This is a genomic window from Limnohabitans sp. 63ED37-2 (genome assembly GCF_001412535.1).
In the GTDB taxonomy this organism is placed as follows: Bacteria; Pseudomonadota; Gammaproteobacteria; order Burkholderiales; family Burkholderiaceae_C; genus Limnohabitans_A.
The window spans coordinates 1,466,783-1,487,339 of the sequence record NZ_CP011774.1 but is presented as its reverse complement, the minus strand read 5'-3'; the positions used below and the strand labels follow the sequence as shown (position 1 = coordinate 1,487,339).

Sequence of the window (20,557 nt, the reverse complement as noted above, 5' to 3'; positions counted from 1 at the left end):
CAGCCTGGCCTCAGACAGCGACAGGCGCTTTGATCGCAGGGTGGCATTCGTAACCCACGACCTCGAAGTCTTCAAATTCGTAATCGAAGATGGACGCGGGCTTGCGTTTGATGTTCAGGGTTGGGTAGGCCATGGGCGTGCGGCTCAGCTGAAGTTCCACCTGCTCATGGTGGTTGCTGTAAATGTGGCAATCACCACCCGTCCAGATGAAGTCCCCCACATCCATGTCGCACTGCTGCGCCACCATGTGGGTGAGCAGGGCGTAGCTGGCGATGTTGAAGGGCACGCCCAAAAAGATGTCTGCGCTGCGCTGGTACAGCTGGCAGCTCAGGCGCGGCTTGTCGCCCGCCTTTTGGGGCGGCGACACATAAAACTGGAAGAACGCATGGCAAGGCATCAGCGCCATCTGGTCGAGTTCGGCCACGTTCCAGGCGCTCACGATGATGCGACGTGAATCTGGGTTGTTTTTCAGCGTGTCCATGACCTGCTGCATTTGGTCGATGTGGCCGCCACCCGGGGTGGGCCAGCTGCGCCACTGCACACCATAAACCGGACCGAGCGAGCCGTCTTCGCGAGCCCATTCATCCCAAATGGTGCAGCCGCGCTCTTGCAGCCACTTCACATTGCTGTCGCCGCGCAAAAACCACAACAGCTCCACAATGATGGCCCGCAAAAAAACCTTCTTGGTGGTGACCAGCGGAAAGCCCTCGTTCAGGTCAAACCGCATCTGGTGGCCAAATACGCTGCGGGTGCCTGTTCCAGTGCGGTCACCCTTTTGCACACCCGTCGTGTAGACGTGGCGCATGAAGTCTTCGTACTGGCTGCGGATGGGTTTGGCTGATGTGGTCATGGAGGTGAAGTTTAAATGCAGCCGAAATCAGCTCAGGACACGCCCCGGGTTCAGGATGTTCTGCGGGTCCAACGCTTTTTTGACCGCCCGCATCATGGCCAGGGCCGTGGGATCTTTGTAGTGGGGGAGTTTGTGCACTTTTTGCTCGCCCACGCCGTGCTCGGCGCTGATAGAGCCGCCAAAGCGTTTGACCTGATCGAACACCAGGGTGTTCACCTTGTCTTCGAACTCGCGTAAAAAGGCCTGCCCATCGGCCCCTTCGGGCGCTTGCACGTTGTAGTGCAGGTTGCCGTCGCCCAGGTGGCCAAAGTCCACCATGCGCACGCCGGGCACGTTTTGGGCCAGCAGGGCATCGGTCTCGGCCACAAAGTTCGGGATGCGTGAGACCGGGATGCTGATGTCGTGTTTGATGTTCAGGCCTTCGGCGGCCTGCGCCATCGTGATGCTTTCGCGGATGTGCCACAGGCCTTTGGCCTGCGTGAGGTTTTCGGCGACCACGGCGTCGGTCACGCAGCCCAGTTCCAGCGCGGCTTCGAGCAGGGCTTCAAACTGTCCCCGGGCGTGGCTTTCGCTTTCGCTGTCGGAGTTCTCCAGCAGCACACACCAAGGTGTTTCTTGCCAGAGCGGCACGCGCAGTTGCGGGTAGTGTTTGTCCACCAAACTCAGGGCGAACTGGCCCATGACTTCAAAACCCGTCAGGCCCGGCCCCAGGCGTTGGTGGGCCAAGCCCAGCAGTTGCACCGCCGCTTCCACGCTGGGCACCGCGGCCCAAGCGGTGAGTTGTGCAGCGGGCTGAGGGTAGAGCTTCATGGTGGCGGCGGTGATGATGCCCAGAGTGCCTTCGCTGCCGATCATCAAATTGCGCAGGTCGTAGCCCGTGTTGTCCTTGCGCAGGCCGCTCAAGCCGTGCCAGACCTCGCCTTGCGCGGTGACCACCTCCAGCCCCAGGCACAGCTCGCGGGTGTTGCCGTAGCGCACCACCTGTGTACCGCCGGCGTTGGTGCCCAGGTTGCCGCCGATGGTGCAGCTGCCTTCGGCGCCCAGACTCAGGGGGAACAGAAAACCTGCGGCTTCGGCAGCGGCCTGCAGGTTTTGCAGCACACAACCCGCTTCCACGGTGATGGTCAGGTTGGCCGGATCGATGGCCCGCACGGCGTTCATGCGGGTCATGCTCAGCACAATCTGTGTGCCAGAGCCGTTGGGCACGCCACCCACCACCAGCCCGGTGTTGCCGCCTTGCGGCACGATGGGGGTGCCCGCTGCGGCACAAGCTTTGACCACGGCGGCCACTTGCGTGGTGTCACCCGGACGCACCACGGCCAAGGCGCGACCCCGCACCCGTTTGCGCCAGTCTTGTTCCCAGGGACTGAGGTCGGTGGCTGGGTCGTCGTGTGTGAGGACGTTGGCTGCACCACAAATTTGGCGCAGCTGTTCAAGCAATGGGTGGGGCAGGGGGGCGTTCATGGTATTCAGTCTCGAGGAACGGGCACAAAGTTACCGGTGGCTTTGGCGGCCTTGAAGCGGATCCGCACATGCAGTGCGCAGGCCACAAACAAGGTGGTACACAACAGGATCTGCAGACCGGCCAAACCGTTGGAAGGCCAAGCATCGCCCCAAGCCCGCATGACGCCTTCGGTGAAGTACAACCAGACCAGCATGCTGACCCAGCGGTAGGTGTACATGCGGTTTTTGAGCAGGCCAGCCAGGGGTATACACAAAGGCAGCACCTTGATGACCCACCAAGAGCCGCCCGGCCGCAAGGGGGCCAGCCAAAGTTCCCAGAGCAAGCCCAAAAGGATCAGGCCCAGCAGACTGCCGACGGCCAACCAGCGTGTGAAATCGACGCCAGGGTGTGTGTTTTCTGTGATGGAGTTCATTGCGGTGGCATCATACCGGGCATGCAATCTCCCCTCTCAAAGTCCTCTTGGCCAGCGCACCTCTCGCTCTGGTGGCAGGAACTGACCGTTTTTCCTTGGCGCCAGATGGCGAGTCTGTTGACCGAACGCTTTCGCGAGGCACGACTGGGCGTGAGCGCCAGTTCGCTCACTTTCACCACGGTGCTGGCTTTGGTGCCTTTGTTCGCGCTCGGTTTGGCGGTGTTTTCGGCTTTTCCGGTGTTTGGCAAGTTCCAGGACACGATCCAGCGCTGGCTGATTGAAAGTTTGGTGCCCGAGAGCATTGCCCGTCAGGTGCTGAGCTATTTGACCCAGTTTTCGCGCAAAGCCAGTCGATTGGGCTCTGTGGGTTTGGTGGCGGTGTTGATGTCGGCCGTTTTTTTGATGGTCACGATCGAGCGCACTTTGGGGCAAATTTGGGGCTTGCAGCGACAGCGGCCTTTGGCGCAAAGGGTCTTGTTGTATTGGTCGTCGATCACCTTGGGGCCTTTGTTTTTGGGGGCCAGCCTGGCCATCACATCTTATGTGGCGACGGCTTCACGCGATGTGGTCGATGTGTTGCCCGGCTCCATCCGCTGGTTGCTCGACAGTTTTGAGTTTTTGCTGCTCACCGCTTGTGTGAGTGGTTTGTATTTTTACGTGCCCTTCACCCGCGTGCGCTGGCGTCATGCCATCACGGCAGGCTTTTTTGTCGCTGGGGCCTTGGAGTTGGCCAAAAAAGGTATGGCCCTGTACCTGCTGGAGGTGCCCACTTATTCGCTGATTTATGGCGCTTTCGCTGCGTTGCCGATTTTGTTGGTCTGGATTTATGTGACTTGGCTGCTGGTGTTGTTGGGGGCCGTGTTGGCCGCCAGCTTGCCCGAGTTGGGCCGGCAAGAGTTGCGCAAACCGGAGGGCGCGGGCTGGACCTTTCGGCTGGCCTTGGAGGTTTTGGGCGAGTTGAATACGGCCAAGGCGACCGATCGGCGGGGTTTGAGCACCGACGAGTTGGCCATGCGCTTGCGGGTGGAAACGAGCGAGCTGCGCCAAGTGCTGGAGGTTTTGCGCAGCCTCGATTGGGTGGGGCGCCTGACTGAGCAAAACGACCAAGGTCAAGCCCGGCAGGTTTTGCTGGTGGACCCCGCGCTGGCCACGGTGGCCCCGTTGGCCGACCGATTGCTGGTGTTGAGGGGGTCTGCGGCCGATCCAATTTGGCAGCAAACGGGTCTGGACCAGATCCGTTTGGTGCAACTGCTGCCGATGTGAGCGCTTAAAAGCTCACCCGACCACGCCACATGTCGCGGTACATGACCCAGTCGCCCATGAAGCTATAGAGCGGGCGTTTGAAGCTGGCGGGCTTGTTTTTCTCGAACACAAAATGCCCAATCCAGGCGCAGCCGTAACCACACAGCAACCCATACAAAAAGTACTGCGGTTTGCCGGTCACGGCCAACATGGCCAAGCACATCAGGCTCAATGTGCTGCCCACAAAATGCATGCGGCGGCAGGTGCGGTGGCTGTGCTCGCTCAGGTAGAAGGGGTAGAACTCGGCAAAGCTGGTGTGCTGAGGCGCTTGTGTTTCGGGGGTGTCCATGGCTTGTCTCCTGGTGCTTATTCGATTGAAAACGGCGCGTGCAAGAAGCCGCGAAACCTTGCGCGGCCGCCGCGCACTGGGCTTTGGGTGAGTTGGTAGTCGGGAAAGCGCTGCAAAAAGCGGCCGATCGCGATGCGCCCCTCCAAACGCGCCAAACTCAAACCCGCACACTGGTGCACCCCAAAGCCAAAGGCCAGGTGTTTGTTGCCTGTGCGGCGCAGGTTCAGTTGTACGGGGTTCTCGTACACCGCCGGGTCGCGGTTGGCCGCGCCAATGCACAGCGTGACCAAGGCCCCGGCGGGCAAGTCCATGCCATTGACCTGGGTGGCTTGAAGGGCGCGGCGGTTGCCCAGCTGGTTGGACGATTCAAAGCGCAAAAACTCGTCCACCGCCAGGCCCATGATCTGCTCACCTTCTGCCTCAGTAGCCGCTTGTTTCAAGTCAGCCTGGAGTTGTTCGCGCTGCGCAGGCCACTCTTGCAGACTGATGAGCGCATTGCCGATCAGGTTGGTGGTGGTTTCGTGTCCAGCGTTGAGCAAAAAAACGCAGTTTTGCAGCAACTCAACCTCGCTCAAGGCGTCGCCGTTTTCCTCGCCTTGAATCAAGCGGGTCAGCACGTCGTGCTCCGGGTCACCCGGATGCTGTCGGCGCTGGGCCACCAGTTCGCGCAAGTAGGCCAAAAATTCGCTCACGCTGCGGTTGCCAAGTGCTTCTTGCTCTGGTGTGAGGGATGGCTCGAGTGCTCCCAAAATGGCCAGCGACCAGCCGCGCAGGGGCTCTCTGTCGGCGTGTGGCACATCCAGCAGGTTGCCGATGATCTCGACTGGAATGGCCGAGGCAAAGTCCTCGATCAGATCGCCGCCGCCTTGGGCCTCGATTTTGTCCAGCAGACTGTCCACCAATTGCACCAGGCCAGGCTCCATGGCTTCGATGGCGCGGCGGGTGAGGGCGCCCATGATCAAGCGCCGCACACGGGTGTGCCGTGGTGCGTCGTTGAAGACCAGGCTGTGGGTGTGGTGCTCGAACAGCGGAGCGACGCCACCGGTCGCAGCAAATGGCGGCTGGTTGAAAGGCGCGTGGTTGTATTTGGGGCCGAACTCCACTTGTTTGTCAGAGCTGAAGACCTTGGCGTCGCGGTACACCGCCACCAGATCGGCGTGGCGCGTGAGGAAGTACGAGCCATCGGGCATGCGCTTGAAGGGCTCCGACTCGCGCAGCGCGGCGTAAACCGGATAAGGGTTGTCCAGAAAGTCGCGCGGCAAGGCCCGCAGATCGAGGGTCTGAGCGATCTTTTGCGCCCTGTCTGCCGACATGGACGGGGTGATGTGAGCAGTCAATGTGTTCATGTTGTAGGAGCGAGCCCCTGTGCGCAAATGGCCTTCGCCCTCACTGTTTTAAAAAATCCTTGAGCGCCTGCAGCACGCCCTCGGGCGCTTCGGTCATGAGCGAATGGCCTGCGGGCAGCTTCACCACCTTGGCCTGCTTGTTCAGGTCGATCAGGCTTTGTGCCGCTTTGGGCGGCGTCATCTGGTCGGCGCTGCCGAGCACAAACAGGGTGGGGCAGGACACTTGTGGCATGGCGGCCTCTGCGCCACGGTAATTGTCGCAGGCCTTGAAGCCAGTGTGGAACACGTTGACTTGTGTGTTGCTGGCCAGCACCCGGCGCATCAGCGCCTTGCTGCCGCCATAGAGCCAAGTGCCTGGGCCCAAGGCAGAAGGGGGTGGTGCCAGCGTGGAGTGCGAGAAGCTGTTGACCATGTCGATGGCCTTGAACGGGGCGCTGACCGACAAATCAAGCAAGGCGGGCGACACCCGCATCGGGTAGGCCGTGCCCACCATGACCAAGTGGCTCACCCTCCCTGGGTGGGATACGGCGTCACGGGCTGTGGCTTCTAAGGCGATGAGCGACCCAAAGCTGTGGCCGATCAGTGCGGCTTTTTCAATCTTCAGTGCATCGAGCAGCGCGATGACGGTGTCAGCCGCTTCTTCCACGCTTTGGGGTGGCGTGCCTTCGCTTTTGCAGTGTCCGGGCAGGTCGATGGCCAGCACGTTCCAGCCGTGGTGCGCCATGTAGCGGGTTTGCAAAATCCAGACACTGTGGTCATTGAGCACGCCGTGGATGAACACGGCGGTGGGTTGCGCGGGGTTGAAGGGCTTGCCGCCGGTGTAGGCGTACAGCGTGTGGGTGGGCAATGGAATGTGCATGGTGGGTGGAAGTTCAAAGGTCCGGGATCAGGCGTTTGCCCATGCTGACGACCTGGTCGTCGCGGTAACCCAGCGATTCGTAAAAAGCCAGCACTTGAGCATTGCTGGCACGCACTTGCAAATTGATTTTGGGACAGCCCGAGGCCAGTAAAAGGGCTTCGCCGTGCTGCATCATGGCCTTGGCGTGGCCTTGTCTTTGGTGTTCCGGTGAGACGGCCAGGTAGTTCACCCAACCACGATGGCCTTCATAGCCAAACATGGCGCTGGCCATCAAGCGGCCTTGCACTTCGCCCACCAAAAACAGGTCCGGGCGCACTTGTAATTTGCGGGCGATGTCTTTGTAGGGATCGTTCCAGGGGCGTGTCAGGTCACAGCTTTGCCACAAAGCCACCACGGCAGCTTCGTCTGAAGTTTGGTAGGGGCGGATCTGCATGGCGATCAGGCCTTTTCTGCGGCTTTCAGGGCTTTTTTCAGGTCGTCTATCAAGTCAGCCGGGTCTTCCAGACCGATGGACAAGCGGATCGTGCCGGGGCCGATGCCGCTGGCAGACAGCGCCTCGTCACTCATGCGGAAGTGCGTCGTGCTGGCCGGGTGGATCACCAGGCTGCGGCAGTCGCCCACATTGGCCAGGTGGCTGAAGACCTTGAGCGTTTCGATGAACTTTTGGCCTTGGGCGCGGCTGCCTTTGATGTCGAAGCTGAATACCGAGCCTGCGCCGCGTGGCAAGAGCTTTTGCGCCAAGGCGTGCGAGGGGTGACTCTCCAGCAGGGGGTGGCCCACGCGGCTGACCAGTGGGTGCGCCGCCAAAAACTCGACCACTTTGGCGGTGTTCTCCATGTGCCGGGCCATGCGCAAGGGCAGGGTTTCGATGCCTTGCAAAATCAGCCAAGCGGTGTGCGGGCTCATGCAGGCGCCAAAGTCGCGCAGGCCCTCGCGCCGCGCCCGCAGCAAGAAGGCGCCCACGGTGCTTTCCTCGCTGAACACCATGTTGTGAAAGCCTTCATAGGCTTGGCTCAACTCGGCAAACTTGCCCGATTGGTCCCAGTCAAAACTGCCGCCATCAACCACCACACCACCCACCACCGTGCCGTGGCCCGACAAAAACTTGGTGGCCGAGTGGTAAACGAGGTCGGCCCCGTGGTCAAAAGGCTTGATCAGCCAAGGCGAGGTGAGGGTGGAATCCACCAGCAGCGGCACACCTGCTTCGTGCGCGATGGCGCTCACGGCCTCGATGTCGAGCACGTCCATCCCAGGGTTGCCCACGGTTTCGCCAAAAAAGAGTTTGGTGTCGGGCTGCACAGCGGCACGCCAGGCATCCAAGTCGCCGGGTTTGACAAAGGTGGTGCGGATGCCAAAGCGGCTCAGGGTGTAGTGAAGCAGGTTGTGTGATCCACCATACAAAGCGCTCGAAGCCACGATGTGCGAACCCGCACCCATGAGGGTGGCTATGGCCAGATGCAAAGCGGCCTGTCCGCTCGATGTGGTGATCGCCCCAATACCGCCTTCGAGGGCCGAGATGCGTTGCTCCAGCACCGCGTTGGTGGGGTTGCTGATGCGGCTGTAAACGTGGCCGGGGCGCTCGAGGTTGAAGAGGGCTGCGGCTTGGTCAGACGACTCGAACACAAAAGAGGTGGTCAGGTGGATGGGCACGGCCCGTGCACCCGTGCTCGGGTCAGGCGCTGCGCCTGCATGCAGGGCCAAAGTGTCAAAACCGGGATCGCTGTAACCAGCCATGGGTGTCTCCGAAAAAAGAAAAGGCCAGCGTGTGCGAAACGCTGTGCATGGCGAACATTGTGGGCTATATTAAATCTTCGTCAGTCACACACAAGCCAGAGGAGACCCACCATGAAGGTCAGTGATATTTTGCGCGTCAAGGGCAGCACTTTGTTCACCGTCAAACCCGATGAACCTTTGTCCTCTGCATTGAACGCCATGGCCGAAAAAGACATCGGCTCTTTGGTGGTCATGTCCCACGGCCAGCTGGCGGGCATGCTGACTTTTCGGGAAGTGATCCAACAGGTGGTGAAAAACGGTGGCCAAGTGGGCCAAACCACCGTGCTGGAAGCCATGGACGCCCAACCCATGACCTGTAGCAGTGACACCGATCTGGACGAGGTCAGACGCCTCATGCTCGAGCGCCATGCCCGTTACATGCCCATCATGGACGGGACGACTTTGATGGGTGTCATCAGTTTTTACGATGTGGCCAAAGCTGTGGTGGAGAGCCAGGACTTCGAGAACAAGATGCTCAAGGCCTACATCCGCGACTGGCCAGACCAAGAGAGCCCCACAGCGCAGAGCTGATCTGCGCGGCTGCCCTTTTGGCAGCCTCGGGCGATCTCATGTTGTCATGGGTCCTATGCCCTTTGAGTTTTTGAGTCACACACTGAAGGCAAACATTTAGTAATTACAGCGTAATGCCATGCAATAATATTTGAGTACTAAACAAATAAAACACCAAAAGTGTTTTGGACTCAAATGACCCATCGCAAAGTTTGGCAAGCCAGTGTGGTGTTGGCGGCCCTGTTGGGGGGCTCGCCTTCAATGTCTGCGGCCTCACCATTGCGTCTGGCCGATGCCTTGAGCCTCGCGTCCACCCGTCACCCCAGCGTGAAAGCCAAACAGGCCGAGGTGCAAGCGGCACAAGCCGATCTGGAAACAGCCAAGTGGTCTCGGTATCCGACGGTGAGCACCGAAGCCACGGCCTCCAGCGGGCGACCCCAAGCGGCTTTGTTGGTCCAGCAGCCGCTGTGGGCAGGCGGCAAGATCGATGCACAAAACCGTTTGGCACAGGCCCAGCTGACGCTGGCCGAGGCGGGCTTGCAAGAAACCCGCACCAGCCTGATGCAGCAAGCCGGGCAACAATATTTTGAAGTATTGCGCTGGCAGCAGCGTCTGAACGTGGCCCGTCAAACTGAGGATGAGCACCGAAAACTGCTGGAGTTGATCCAGCGCCGAGTGGTGGCCGAAATCAGCCCCTTGACCGATCAGGTGTTGGCTTCTGCACGTTTTCAGCAAGCCGTGTCCGAGCGCATCCAGTTCGACCGCGCCTTGCAGACGGCCCAACTGGCGCTGCAACAGTTGGTGGGTGAGCCTCACACGGGTTTGAAAGCACCGTCCCGCATCGCCTTGCCCAAATTGGAAGAAGGCTTGGCCATTGAGGCCAGCAAGGCCCACTCGGCCGAGTTGCTGCGCTGGCGCACCCAACAAGAAGTGGCCCAAGCCCAGATCGACATGGCCCAAGCGGGCCTGTACCCCACGGTGGCCTTGGCACATCGCCAAAACTTGGGTGCCAATGACACGGCAACATTGCCCAACCGCACGTACATCTCGCTGCAGTTTTCCCCAGGACCTGGCTTTTCGGCCCGCAGTGCAGCGGCAGCAGCGCGTTCGCGCCTCGAAAACAGCCTGCAAAACACCGTGGTGTTTGAGCGCCAGCTCGAACAGCAGGTGCGCACGGCTTTGACCGAGCTCGAGGCCCTGGCCCAACAGGTCGAACCCGCCCGTTTATTGGTCACGGCCACGGAAGATGTGGTGGCTTCTTATTTGCGCCAGTACCAAATTGGCAAGAAAAACTGGCTCGATGTTCTGAACGCGCTGCGCGAGAGTGCCCAAGCCCAGAACAGCGCGGTGGATGTGGCGTCCAGTACCCAGTCGCTGCAGCTGCGTTTGATGCTGCTGACCAGCTCCATGAACACCCCAGCGCTCACACAAATCCATGACTGAACAAGACAGCGCTTCCAGCATGATGCTGGACCGCAACCTGGCGGTGGTTTTGTCTCGTTTGGCGGGCCTTTTGGGGCAGGCTGTGCCTGCTCACCGCTTTGGCATGATGTCGCGCACCACAGAAGGCCTGATGGTGGACCACCTCAGCCGCGAAGAGCGTCTGAAAGCTTGGTGGCTGGGGCGTTTTCCCACGGCGCACATCCATGCCATGGACCCCAAAAATCTCAAGCCTTCTGATTTCCCACTGCTTTGGGTGGGCTCGGAAGGTGAGCAGGTGTTGTTGGTGCGAGGCGGCTCCGGTCGCCACCGACTGACTTGTCAGGACCCTGAAGGCAACCCCTGTGTTTTGCCCATGGCCGATGCGCGTCAGGGCCGCTTGTTGAGGCTGAGCATCATGCCCGCCCGCCCGGGTGAGTCAGGGCACCGCACCTTGAGCGCGACCGACTGGTTTGCCACCTCGATTCGGCGCTACCGCTCGGTGTTTCTTGAGGCCGTGGTGGCCACCTGTGTGATCAGCATGGTGGGACTGGTGGCCGCTTTGTACTCCATGCAGGTCTACGACCGGGTCATTCCGACCAAGGGCTATTCGACCTTGTGGGTGCTGACCATTGGTGTGGTGATCGCCATCGTGATGGAGTTGGTGCTCAAACAGGTGCGGGCCTTCATGGTGGATCGGGCCTGCAAAGCGATTGATCAGGAGTTGTCGGCGGTGTTTTTCGGCAAAGCCCTGGACATCCGCATGGACGCGAGGCCCAACACCGTGGGCACTTTTGCCTCGCTAATCCGTCATTTCGAGTCGGTCCGCAATTTTCTGACCTCGTCGAGCCTGTTCATCCTAGCGGACTTGCCTTTTGCCGTTTTGTTTGTGGGGGTGATCGCCATCATTGCCGGGCCGGTGGCCCTGGTGCCCGTGCTGGCGGTGCCCTTGGCGGTGTTGGCGGGCATGGCGTTTCGCGGCTCGATCGAAAAATACACCGGACTTCACATGAAGGAGTCGAATGAGAAAAATGGCTTGCTGATCGAGGCCATTGACGGCATCGAATCGGTCAAGGCCGCCAACGCCGAGTGGAAGATGCTGGACCGCTGGCGCAGCATGACCACCACCATGGCCGACAGTGAGCTGAAAATGCGCCAGTTGTCGACCCTGTCGACCAACCTGACACAAACCATTCAGCAGCTCAGTTATGCGGGCATGATCGCCGCAGGAGCCTACGCGATCAATGGCGGACACCTGACCATGGGGGGCTTGATCGCTTGCTCCATCATTTCGGGCCGTGCTTTGACGCCCGTGGCGCAACTGCCTGGTCTGATCGTGCAGTGGCAGCACGCCAAGCTGGCCTTGCATTCGCTCAACGGCATCATGGCCATGCCCAGTGAGCGCGAATACAGCGAGCGGCTGGTGGTGCCCGAATTGTGCCGAGGCGAGATCCGCTTGAGCAAAGCCCTTTTTGCGTATGCCAAGGACTTGCCGGGTCTGGAGGTTCCCCAGTTGATCATTGCCCCGGGTGAGCGCATTGCCATCTTGGGATCGGTCGGTTCAGGCAAGAGCACCCTGATCAAGTTGCTCTCGGGCTTGTTCAAGCCCAACTCGGGTCAGGTTTACCTGGACCAAGTGGACATGGTGCACCTGGCCCCTGAATTTGTGCGTGAGCATGTGGGTTATTTGCCCCAGGACGTGCGCTTGTTCAACGGATCATTGCGCCACAACCTGACGCTGGGTTTGCCCCTGCCCAGCGACAGCCAAATCTTCAAGGCCGCGGCCATGACGGGGCTGGACCAGGTGATTCAAAACCACCCCCAAGGCTTGGAGCTGAGCATTGCCGAAGGCGGGCGAGGTTTGTCGGGCGGGCAGCGGCAGTTGGTGGGACTGACCCGCATGCTGCTGGCCATGCCCAAGGTATTGCTGCTCGATGAACCCACCGCCTCCATGGACGCCAAACTCGAAAACCGCGTGATGCAACATTTGTTTGAAAACATGCCCAAGGAGTCGTCGATTGTGGTGGTCACACACAAGCCCTCGGTCTTGGCCTATGTCAGCCGGATCTTGGTGGTCGACAAAGGCCGGGTGGTGCTTGATGGCCCGCGTGACGAGGTCTTGAATCGCCTGCGCCAGCCCAGTGCCACCCCCCAAGCGTCCACACCTTCAGCAGCACCATCGGCAAAACCAGCTGCAGCAGTGGGGGCTTTGGCATGAAAATTTTCTGGTTTTTTGGCCCCTCGGACCCCGACCACCAGCGTGAAGACCTGAGCGGTGTGTTGCGTGGATCGCGTTGGGCGCTGTGGTCCTTGTTGCTGACCAGTGTGGTGTTTTTCACTTGGGCATATTTTGCTGAAATTGATCAGATCACCCGTGCGCCGGGCTCGGTCATCTCCAGCGCCCGCTCGCAAATCATCCAGTCGCAAGACGGTGGGGTGATTGAAGAGTTGTTGGTACGCGAGGGCGATGTGGTGCAGCGCGACCAAGTGCTGGTCAAGATCGATGGCACGCGCCAGCAGTCCAGTTATCTGGAGACCCGGGCCAAGGCGGCAGGCTTGGCCATCACGGTGGCCCGTTTGCAAGCCGAGGTGCTGGGTCGGGAGCCGCGCTTTCCGCCCGAAGCCAAGGCCTACCCCGAGTTCCGCGACACACAGACCATGTTGTTCAAAAAGCGCCTATCGGCCATCAAGGACGAGCTGCAGTCTTACGAGAATATCAAAGCCATTGTGCAAAAAGAGCTGAACATGACCCGGCCCTTGCTCAAAACCGGTGATGTGAGCGCCACCGAGGTGTTGCGTCTGGAGCGGCAAATTGCCGACACACAGTCCCAGATCACCAACCGCAAGAACAAGTATTTTCAGGACACACAGGCCGAGCTCAGCAAAGCCCTTGAAGACTTGGCCGGTGTGCAGCAAATCATGGCCCAGCGCAAGGACCAGCTCACGCAGACCGAGTTGCGTGCCCCCTTGCACGGCATTGTGAAAAACGTGCGGGTGACCACGCGTGGCGGTGTGATCCGACCTGGAGAAGAGGTCATGCAAATCGTGCCCTTGGAAGAAGACCTGGTGATCGAGGCCAAGGTCAGCCCGGCCGACATCGCCTTCATCAAAACCGGCATGAAGGCCACGGTCAAGATCGATGCTTATGACTACACCATCTACGGCGACCTGAGCGGCACCTTGTCCTACATCAGCGCCGACACCCTGACCGAAAACCTGAACGTTCAGCAAGGCGAGCAGCCTTATTACCGGGTGCAGGTCAAAACCGATGGGCGCAAGTTCAGTGGTCGCCCCGACCAAAAGCTCGACATTCAACCGGGCATGACCAGCATGGTCGAGATCAAAACCGGCTCGAACACGGTGCTCAAATACCTGTCCAAGCCCGTCATCAAGACCTTGAACCAGTCTTTGGGCGAGCGCTGAGGCGGCTCACCCAAGCCTTGCCCCCAAGGGCGGGGCTAGGCTCTGGGATAATGGACAGCATGAGCGGCAATACCTTTGGAAATCTCTTTTCGGTCACCAATTTTGGTGAATCCCACGGCCCAGCCATTGGCTGCGTGATCGACGGCTGCCCCCCAGGCATGCCCCTGAGTGAGGCCGACATCCAGCCCGACCTGGACCGCCGCCGCCCGGGCACCAGCAAATTTGTGACCCAGCGCAACGAACCCGATGCGGTGCAAATCCTCTCGGGCGTGTACCAAGGCCTGACCACCGGCACCCCGATTTGCCTGCTGATCAACAACACCGACCAGCGCAGCAAGGACTACGGCGACATCCTGCAGACCTTCCGCCCGGGCCATGCCGACTACACCTATTGGCGCAAATATGGCCTGCGCGACCCGCGTGGCGGCGGCCGTTCTTCGGCCCGCCTGACGGCCCCCATGGTGGCGGCTGGCGCTGTCGCCAAAAAGTGGCTCAAAGAACAATTTGGCACCATGTTTTTGGGCTGTATGACCCAAATTGGCGATGTGCCGATTGGTTTTGAGAGCTGGGACCATGTGCCCAACAACCCGTTTTTCGCCCCAGTGGCCGATGTGTCGGCGCTCGAAGACTATATGGGTGCCCTGCGCAAGTCGGGTGACTCGTGTGGCGCCCGCTTACGGGTGGTGGCGCGGGGCGTGCCCGTGGGCTTGGGCCAGCCGCTGTTTGACAAGATCGACGCCGACATCGCTTACGCCATGATGGGCATCAACGCCGTCAAAGGCGTTGAAATTGGTGCTGGCTTTGGCTGCGTCACTCAAAAGGGCAGCACGGCGGGCGACTCGCTTACACCTGAAGGCTTTGTGGGCAACAACGCGGGTGGCGTGTTGGGTGGCATCAGCACCGGGCAGGACATCGAGGTGTCGATTGCCATCAAGCCGACCAGCTCGATCTTGATTGCACGCGACTCGATTGATTCAGCAGGCCAGCCTACCGAGGTCATCACCAAAGGTCGCCATGACCCGTGTGTGGGCATCCGCGCCACCCCGATTGCCGAAGCCATGCTGGCGCTGGTGGTCATGGAGCATGCCTTGCAACACCGCGCCCAATGCGGTGATGTGGCGCACGACCAGCTGCCCATTGCTGCCGTCAAGCCTTGAGGCATGACGCCACGCCGTCAGCTTTTGCCCTTTGCCGCGCTGTCGGCCAGTTACTTCGCGCACATCGGGTTTTTTAATCCCTATTTGCCGCTGTGGCTGCAAGACATGGGCCTGAGCTTGCTCACCATCAGTGTGCTCACGGCCGTTCAGGCCACCACCCGTTTGTTTGCCCCATATGCCTGGGGTGCCATCAGCGACCGCACAGGTGAGCGGGTCAAGCTGCTGCGCATCGGGGCGGGTGTGGCGTTTGCCACGGCTTGTTTGTTGTTTTGGGACTGGGGCCCTGTGGGGCTGGGTCTGGTGTTGCTGCTGATGTTCACCCACACCAGCGCCATGATGCCCATGAGCGAGGCGGCCATGGCGCATTTGGTCAGCCGTGACGGGGCCTTTGACACCAAGCGTTATGGCCGAGTGCGCTTGTGGGGGTCTTTGGGTTTTCTGGTCACGGTGTTTGTGGCCGGGGCCTGGTTCGAGGCCTTTGGTATGAAGCATTTCCCCGGCTGGACGGTGCTCAGCCTGGCCGCGGTGTTGCTCAGTGTGTGGTGGATGCCCGACATCAAAGAAACGGCGCACCAAGTCCGCGAACACGTATCGGTCATGCCGGTGCTGCGGCAAAAACTGGTGCAGTGGTTTTTTGCGTCCACGTTTTTGCATGTGTTGTCGCACATTGGCATCTACGTTTTTTTCTCGCTCTACCTTGACTCTTTGGGTTACAGCAAGACCATGATTGGCGTGTTCTGGGCCTTGTCGGTGGCGGTGGAGGTGGTTTGGTTCTTCACCCAGTCGCGCTGGCTGCCGCGCGTGCCCTTGACGGGTTGGTTGGTGGCTTGTTCGGCGGTCATGCTGCTGCGCATGGGCATGACGGCCGCTTGGGCCGATGTGCTGTGGGTTTTGCTTTTGGCCCAAACCCTTCACGCCATCACCTTTGCCACACACCACACGGTGTGTATTGCGCTGATCTCGCACCATTTTCCGGGCCGCTTGCGCGGACGTGGGCAGGCGCTCTACACCGTCGTGGCCTATGGTTTTCCGGGAGTGCTGGGGGCTTTGCTGGGTGGTTTGCTCAGTGAGCGCTGGGGATTACAAAGTGTGTTTGTGGCCAGCATGGTCACCAGTGCTTTGGCCACAGCTGCCGCATTCAAGGTTTGGCATTTGCAACACCACGCGCCCAAGGTGTCCGACTGATTGGTCGTGACCAGCGGCTTGTCTGAGCGAGTCCAATCCACAGCCCCATCGTTTGACTTCACTTTTTTTGACGCCCATTCCGCCTTATGTCCACTGCCGTTATGCCCGATTTTTTGCCCCCTGAACTGGCCTTGAACTTGGCCGGCGCTGAGCGCTTGGAGACCACTTGCCAATCGGCCCAGATGGTCTGGCACGCTTGGGGGGATGTGTCTGCGCCAAGCTTGGTGTTGTTGCATGGTGGCAGCGGCAGTTGGACACATTGGCTGCGCTGCATTGGACCGCTTCGCGATGCAGGCTGGCGGGTCTTGGTGCCCGACTTGCCCGGTTTTGGCGACTCGGACTTGCCGCAGGGTTGCACCGATGTGGACAACTTGCCACCGCATTTGCATGCGGGTCTGCAGCAATTGCAGGCGGCAGGGCGGTGCGGCACAGCGGTGAATGTGGTGGGTTTTTCTTTTGGTGGCATGGCCGGGGCCTTGTGGTTGGCAGAGCATCCACAAGACGCTGAGCAATTGGTGTTGGTGGGCGCTCCGGGCATGGGCCTGAAGGTGGCCGAACGCGTTCCACTCAAAGGTTGGCGACATTTGCCTGAGCCCGACGCCCAAGAGGCTGTGCACCGCCACAACCTGATGGCCCTGATGTTGCATGCCCCCGAGGCGCTGGACGATTTGGCCTTGCAGTTGCACACCGCCAATGTGCACCGCGACCGCATGCCACGCAGGCGTTTGTCATCGACCGACATCGTGGCGCGTGTTTTGCCGCAGGTGTCCGCACGGGTGAGCGCCATTTTTGGTGAACACGACGCCTTGTACCTCGGTCGCCTGTCAGAGCTGGCGCAAGCCATGCCCAGCATGGCCCGATCTTGGGGCCGCTGGGCAGTGGTTCCCGGAGCAGGACATTGGGTTCAGTACGAAGCAGCAGCTCCCTTCAACGCCACTTTGCTGGCCATGTTGCCGATTGGCGGTGCGTCTACTCGGGCTGCAATGCTTTGAGCAGCTCGGTCTCGATCTCGATTTGCGCCCGGTTTTGCTGCAAGGCAGGCCCGCTGATGAGGAAGGTATCTTCCACCCGCTCGCCCAAAGTGCTGATTTTGGCCAGATGCAGGTGGATGCCATGCAGGGCCAGAACGCGGGCAACGCTGTAGAGCAAACCCATGCGGTCGCTGGCCGAAATGCTGAGCAGCCATTTCTGACCTTGTTCATCCGGCTTGAGGGTGACGCGTGGCGAGACCGGAAAGCTCTTGACGCGTCGCGAGACCCTGCCTCGAGAGGGCAAGGGCAGGGGACTTTGCTGGGCCAGCGTTTGTGTCAGGCCCGACTCCACCATCGTCATCAGTTCGCGGTAATGCTCGGGCAGCATGGCGGTGACGATCTGGAAGGTGTCCAACGCCCACCCTGTGCGGGTGGTGTGGATTTTGGCGTCCAGAATGCTAAAGCCCGCTTGGTCAAAGTGACCACAAATGCGTGCAAACAAATCGGGTTGATCGGGCGTATAGACCAAGACCTGCAAACCTTCACCGACCGGGGAGTGCCGGGCACGCACCATGGTGCTCAACTGATCGGGTGCAGTCAGTGCCACCTGGCGCGAGAGCTGGCGAGCATGCCACGCGATGTCGGAGGCATCGTGGCGCATGAAATAACTCACATCCAGGGTGTCCCACAGCGCCTTGTGTCCCTCATGGGGCTGAGCCTGTCGGGCCAGCTCGATCAGGGCTTCACGTTTGCGGGCTTCCACCTCGGCATTGGCATCGGGGGCGCGGCCACCTAGCACGCGCAAGGTCGATTTGTACAGGTCTTCCAGCAGCTTGCCTTTCCAGGCGTTCCAGACTTTGGGGCTGGTGCCCCGGATGTCGGCCACGGTGAGCAGGTACAAGGCGGTCAAGCGGCGCTCATTGCAGACACGCTCCGCAAAACGGGCGATGACTTCCGGGTCGCTCAGATCTTCTTTTTGGGCCACATGGCTCATGGTCAGGTGTTCACTGACCAAAAATTCAATGAGCTGACCGTCTTCTTTGTCGATCTGGTGCTGGCGGCAGAAGGTGCGCACCTCGGCACAACCCAGCTTCGAGTGGTCGCCACCACGGCCTTTGGCAATGTCATGGAACAAGGCGGCGGCGTACAAGATCCAGGGCTTGTCCCAGCCACTGGCCAGTTGCGAGCAGAACGGGTATTCATGGGTGTGTTCGGCCATGAAAAAGCGCCGCACATTGCGCAGCACCATCAGGATGTGCTGGTCCACCGTGTAGGCATGGAACAGGTCATGCTGCATCTGGCCCACGATGCGCCGGAACACCCACAGGTAGCGCCCGAGCACCGAGGTTTCGTTCATCAGCCGCATCGCATGGGTGATGCCCTGGGGCTGCTGCAGGATCTTCAAAAACGTTTGACGGTTGACCGGATCGGCACGAAAGCGCCCGTTCATGATCGCCCGGACGTTGTACAGCGCCCGCAGGGTTCTGGCCGACAGACCTTTGAGGCCAGGCGTGGCCTGGTAAAGCAAAAAGGTCTCCAAGATCGCGTGTGGGTGCTTTTGGTACAGATCGTCGCTGGCCACCTCAATCAGTCCGGCTTTTTCAAAAAATCGGGCGTTCAAGGGGCGGAAGTGGTCAATGCTCTCACCCCGCTCGGTTTTGAGGCGGTCTTCGATGTTGAGCAGCAATATCTGGTTGAGCTGCGTCACGGCCTTGGCCGCCCAATAGTATTGGCGCATCAGTTTTTCACTGGCACGCAAGGCCAGACGCCCCTCGGGCGTGATGTCGGAGGCATAACCAAAGGTCTCGGCCACATTGGTTTGCAGGTCAAACACTAGGCGGTCTTCGCGCCGCTTGGCTTGCAGGTGCAAACGGGCGCGGATCAAGCCCAGCAGGGCTTCGTTGCGTTTGATTTGCCTGGCTTCCAGCGGTGTGGCCAGCCCTTTGCGGGCCAGCTCGTCCCAACTGTGGCCCAGGCCCGCGGCTCGGGCGACCCACAAAATCATTTGCAGATCACGCAAGCCACCAGGAGATTCTTTGCAGTTGGGCTCCAGGGCGTAAGGGGTGTTGTCAAACTTGGTGTGGCGCTGGTTCATTTCCAGCGTTTTGGCCACCAAAAATGCCTGTGGGTCCATCGCCGCCTGAAACTGCTTTTGAAATTCAAGAAACAGTTTGGTGTTGCCTGTGACCCGACGCGCCTCCAGCAAGGAGGTTTGTACGGTGATGTCTTTGGCCGATTCGGCCAAGCACTCGTCCAAGCTGCGCACGCTGGAGCCTATTTCGAGCCCGGTGTCCCAGCAGTTGCCAATGAAACGCTCGAGCTGGGCCTGCAGTTCAGGGTCACCCTCGGGCGTTTGGCCGGAGGGCAGCAACACCAGCACATCCACATCGGAGTAGGGGAACAGTTCGGCGCGACCAAAACCACCCACAGCGACCAAAGTCAGTTCAGGGGAGAAGCCCGCTTTTTGCCACAAATCAATCAGCAAACCGTCGGCCAATATGGCCAGTTGTTTGAGGGTTTGCTTGAGGCCTCTGACGGAAGAACCGCTGTTGGCCAGGCCCAGCAGCACGGCTGCTTTGTCGCGCTTGTACGTTTCGCGCTGCGCGGCCAAATCGGCCTGAATGGCCAGATCTGGCAAGGGGGCCTGGGCTTGCATGTCAGGCCGTGGCTGGCGCGGTCACAAAGGCAGGCACGGCTGGAGAGCCTTTCGAAACGGTGAGCACCTCGTAACCAGTCTCTGTGACCAACACGGTGTGCTCCCACTGCGCGGACAAGGAGTGGTCCTTGGTGACGATGGTCCAGCCGTCGCCCATTTCCTTGATGTCACGCTTGCCCGCGTTGATCATGGGCTCGATGGTGAAGACCATGCCAGCGACCAACTCGGTCAGGGTGCCGGGTTTGCCGTAATGCAGCACTTGTGGCTCTTCGTGGAACACACGGCCTATGCCGTGGCCACAAAACTCACGCACCACCGAAAAGCCGTGGCCTTCGGCAAAGCGCTGGATCGCGTGACCAATGTCACCCAAGTGGGCGCCGGGTTTGACCTGCTCAATGCCTTTCCACATGGCATCGTAGGTCAAGTTCGCCAAGCGTTTGGCAGCGATCGATGCCTCACCGACATGGAACATGCGGCTGGTGTCGCCATGCCAGCCATCCTTGATGACGGTGATGTCGATGTTCACCGAGTCCCCTTTTTTCAGGGGTTTGTCGTTGGGGATGCCATGGCAAACTTGGTGGTTGACCGAGGTGCAGATGGACTTGGGGTAGGGCTTATAGCCACCAGGGGCGTAGTTCAAAGGCGCCGGAATGGCTTTTTGGACATCGACGATGTAGTCATGACAGAGCTTGTCGAGTTCGTTGGTGGTGACACCCGGCTTCACATAGGGTGTGATGAAGTCGAGAACTTCGGAGGCCAAGCGGCCAGCCACGCGCATCGCAGCGATGTCGTCGGCATTTTTGATGGAGATGGTCATGGTTCGGGATTATCCCATTGGGTCAAGGCCCATGCCTTTTTGGCCATCGAAAACCACCGTAGCCGCGTGTTCGGGGCCCCCACGGGTAAACACCGATTCTGAATCTTGGGGGCAATTTGTATT

Annotated in this window: 18 protein-coding genes; 8 read left to right on the top strand and 10 right to left on the bottom strand. The window is 60.0% G+C overall.

Annotated elements, in window-relative coordinates; all coding sequences use genetic code 11:
* Nucleotides 1-10 precede the first annotated feature (10 nt).
* The 3 genes from L63ED372_RS07095 to L63ED372_RS07085 are packed head-to-tail and all read right to left on the bottom strand — an operon-like array spanning nt 11 to nt 2,727.
* A complete protein-coding gene (locus tag L63ED372_RS07095) occupies nt 11-850 on the bottom strand; it encodes a thymidylate synthase (RefSeq protein ID WP_062404799.1) in 840 nt (279 codons plus the stop codon).
* A 27-nt stretch (nt 851-877) separates the two neighbouring features.
* A complete protein-coding gene (locus L63ED372_RS07090) occupies nt 878-2,314 on the bottom strand; it encodes an FAD-binding oxidoreductase (protein ID WP_062404797.1) in 1,437 nt (478 codons plus the stop codon).
* A gap of 5 nt (nt 2,315-2,319) precedes the next feature.
* Nucleotides 2,320-2,727 carry a DUF2069 domain-containing protein gene (locus L63ED372_RS07085; RefSeq protein ID WP_062404795.1) on the bottom strand — a complete coding sequence of 136 codons (408 nt, stop codon included), beginning with the start codon at nt 2,725-2,727 and terminating at the stop codon, nt 2,320-2,322.
* A gap of 21 nt (nt 2,728-2,748) precedes the next feature.
* On the opposite strand from L63ED372_RS07085, the gene L63ED372_RS07080 reads away from it, so the two are divergent.
* Complete coding sequence (locus L63ED372_RS07080; RefSeq protein ID WP_062404793.1) at nt 2,749-3,990, top strand: YihY family inner membrane protein; 1,242 nt, start codon at nt 2,749-2,751, stop codon at nt 3,988-3,990.
* 4 nt (nt 3,991-3,994) lie between these two features.
* Here L63ED372_RS07080 and L63ED372_RS07075 read toward each other — a convergent pair whose 3' ends face one another.
* From L63ED372_RS07075 to L63ED372_RS07055, 5 genes are read right to left on the bottom strand one after another with little or no spacing between them, the layout of a single operon-like run.
* On the bottom strand, nt 3,995-4,318 hold the full coding sequence (locus L63ED372_RS07075) for a DUF962 domain-containing protein (RefSeq protein WP_062404791.1): 324 nt from the start codon (nt 4,316-4,318) through the stop codon (nt 3,995-3,997).
* A 17-nt stretch (nt 4,319-4,335) separates the two neighbouring features.
* Nucleotides 4,336-5,664: a cytochrome P450 gene (locus L63ED372_RS07070; RefSeq protein WP_082431620.1), complete on the bottom strand. Its 1,329-nt coding sequence runs from the start codon at nt 5,662-5,664 to the stop codon at nt 4,336-4,338.
* A 40-nt stretch (nt 5,665-5,704) separates the two neighbouring features.
* On the bottom strand, nt 5,705-6,523 hold the full coding sequence (locus L63ED372_RS07065; RefSeq protein WP_062404788.1) for an alpha/beta fold hydrolase: 819 nt from the start codon (nt 6,521-6,523) through the stop codon (nt 5,705-5,707).
* Nucleotides 6,524-6,536: 13 nt separating this feature from the next.
* Nucleotides 6,537-6,956 carry a GNAT family acetyltransferase gene (locus tag L63ED372_RS07060; RefSeq protein ID WP_062404786.1) on the bottom strand — a complete coding sequence of 140 codons (420 nt, stop codon included), beginning with the start codon at nt 6,954-6,956 and terminating at the stop codon, nt 6,537-6,539.
* A gap of 5 nt (nt 6,957-6,961) precedes the next feature.
* Nucleotides 6,962-8,257 carry an O-acetylhomoserine aminocarboxypropyltransferase gene (locus L63ED372_RS07055; RefSeq protein WP_062404784.1) on the bottom strand — a complete coding sequence of 432 codons (1,296 nt, stop codon included), beginning with the start codon at nt 8,255-8,257 and terminating at the stop codon, nt 6,962-6,964.
* Between the two features lie 111 nt (nt 8,258-8,368).
* Between L63ED372_RS07055 and L63ED372_RS07050 the strand changes: the two genes are divergently transcribed.
* From L63ED372_RS07050 to L63ED372_RS07020, 7 genes are all read left to right on the top strand, one after another.
* Nucleotides 8,369-8,827 (top strand): CBS domain-containing protein, encoded by a 459-nt coding sequence (locus tag L63ED372_RS07050; protein ID WP_062404782.1) that lies wholly within the window; start codon nt 8,369-8,371, stop codon nt 8,825-8,827.
* A 174-nt stretch (nt 8,828-9,001) separates the two neighbouring features.
* The gene (locus tag L63ED372_RS07045; RefSeq protein ID WP_062404780.1) at nt 9,002-10,249 is read left to right on the top strand and encodes a TolC family protein; all 1,248 of its coding nucleotides are present in this window, start codon (nt 9,002-9,004) and stop codon (nt 10,247-10,249) included.
* Nucleotides 10,242-12,443 carry a type I secretion system permease/ATPase gene (locus L63ED372_RS07040; RefSeq protein WP_062404779.1) on the top strand — a complete coding sequence of 734 codons (2,202 nt, stop codon included), beginning with the start codon at nt 10,242-10,244 and terminating at the stop codon, nt 12,441-12,443. The genes L63ED372_RS07045 and L63ED372_RS07040 overlap by 8 nt, the downstream gene beginning before the upstream one ends.
* Complete coding sequence (locus L63ED372_RS07035) at nt 12,440-13,648, top strand: HlyD family type I secretion periplasmic adaptor subunit (protein ID WP_062404777.1); 1,209 nt, start codon at nt 12,440-12,442, stop codon at nt 13,646-13,648. The genes L63ED372_RS07040 and L63ED372_RS07035 overlap by 4 nt, the downstream gene beginning before the upstream one ends.
* 59 nt (nt 13,649-13,707) lie before the next feature.
* Complete coding sequence (gene aroC / locus L63ED372_RS07030) at nt 13,708-14,805, top strand: chorismate synthase (protein ID WP_062407772.1); 1,098 nt, start codon at nt 13,708-13,710, stop codon at nt 14,803-14,805.
* A gap of 3 nt (nt 14,806-14,808) precedes the next feature.
* Nucleotides 14,809-15,990 (top strand): MFS transporter, encoded by a 1,182-nt coding sequence (locus L63ED372_RS07025; RefSeq protein ID WP_062404775.1) that lies wholly within the window; start codon nt 14,809-14,811, stop codon nt 15,988-15,990.
* Nucleotides 15,991-16,076: 86 nt separating this feature from the next.
* Nucleotides 16,077-16,982 (top strand): alpha/beta fold hydrolase, encoded by a 906-nt coding sequence (locus L63ED372_RS07020; protein ID WP_062404772.1) that lies wholly within the window; start codon nt 16,077-16,079, stop codon nt 16,980-16,982.
* Here the strand turns inward: L63ED372_RS07020 and L63ED372_RS07015 are convergent.
* Both L63ED372_RS07015 and map read right to left on the bottom strand, forming a co-directional pair.
* Nucleotides 16,960-19,617 (bottom strand): [protein-PII] uridylyltransferase, encoded by a 2,658-nt coding sequence (locus tag L63ED372_RS07015; protein ID WP_062404770.1) that lies wholly within the window; start codon nt 19,615-19,617, stop codon nt 16,960-16,962. The genes L63ED372_RS07020 and L63ED372_RS07015 overlap by 23 nt on opposite strands.
* A 1-nt stretch (nt 19,618) precedes the next feature.
* Nucleotides 19,619-20,434 carry a type I methionyl aminopeptidase gene (gene map, locus L63ED372_RS07010; RefSeq protein WP_062404768.1) on the bottom strand — a complete coding sequence of 272 codons (816 nt, stop codon included), beginning with the start codon at nt 20,432-20,434 and terminating at the stop codon, nt 19,619-19,621.
* Between the last annotated feature and the right edge of the window lie 123 nt (nt 20,435-20,557).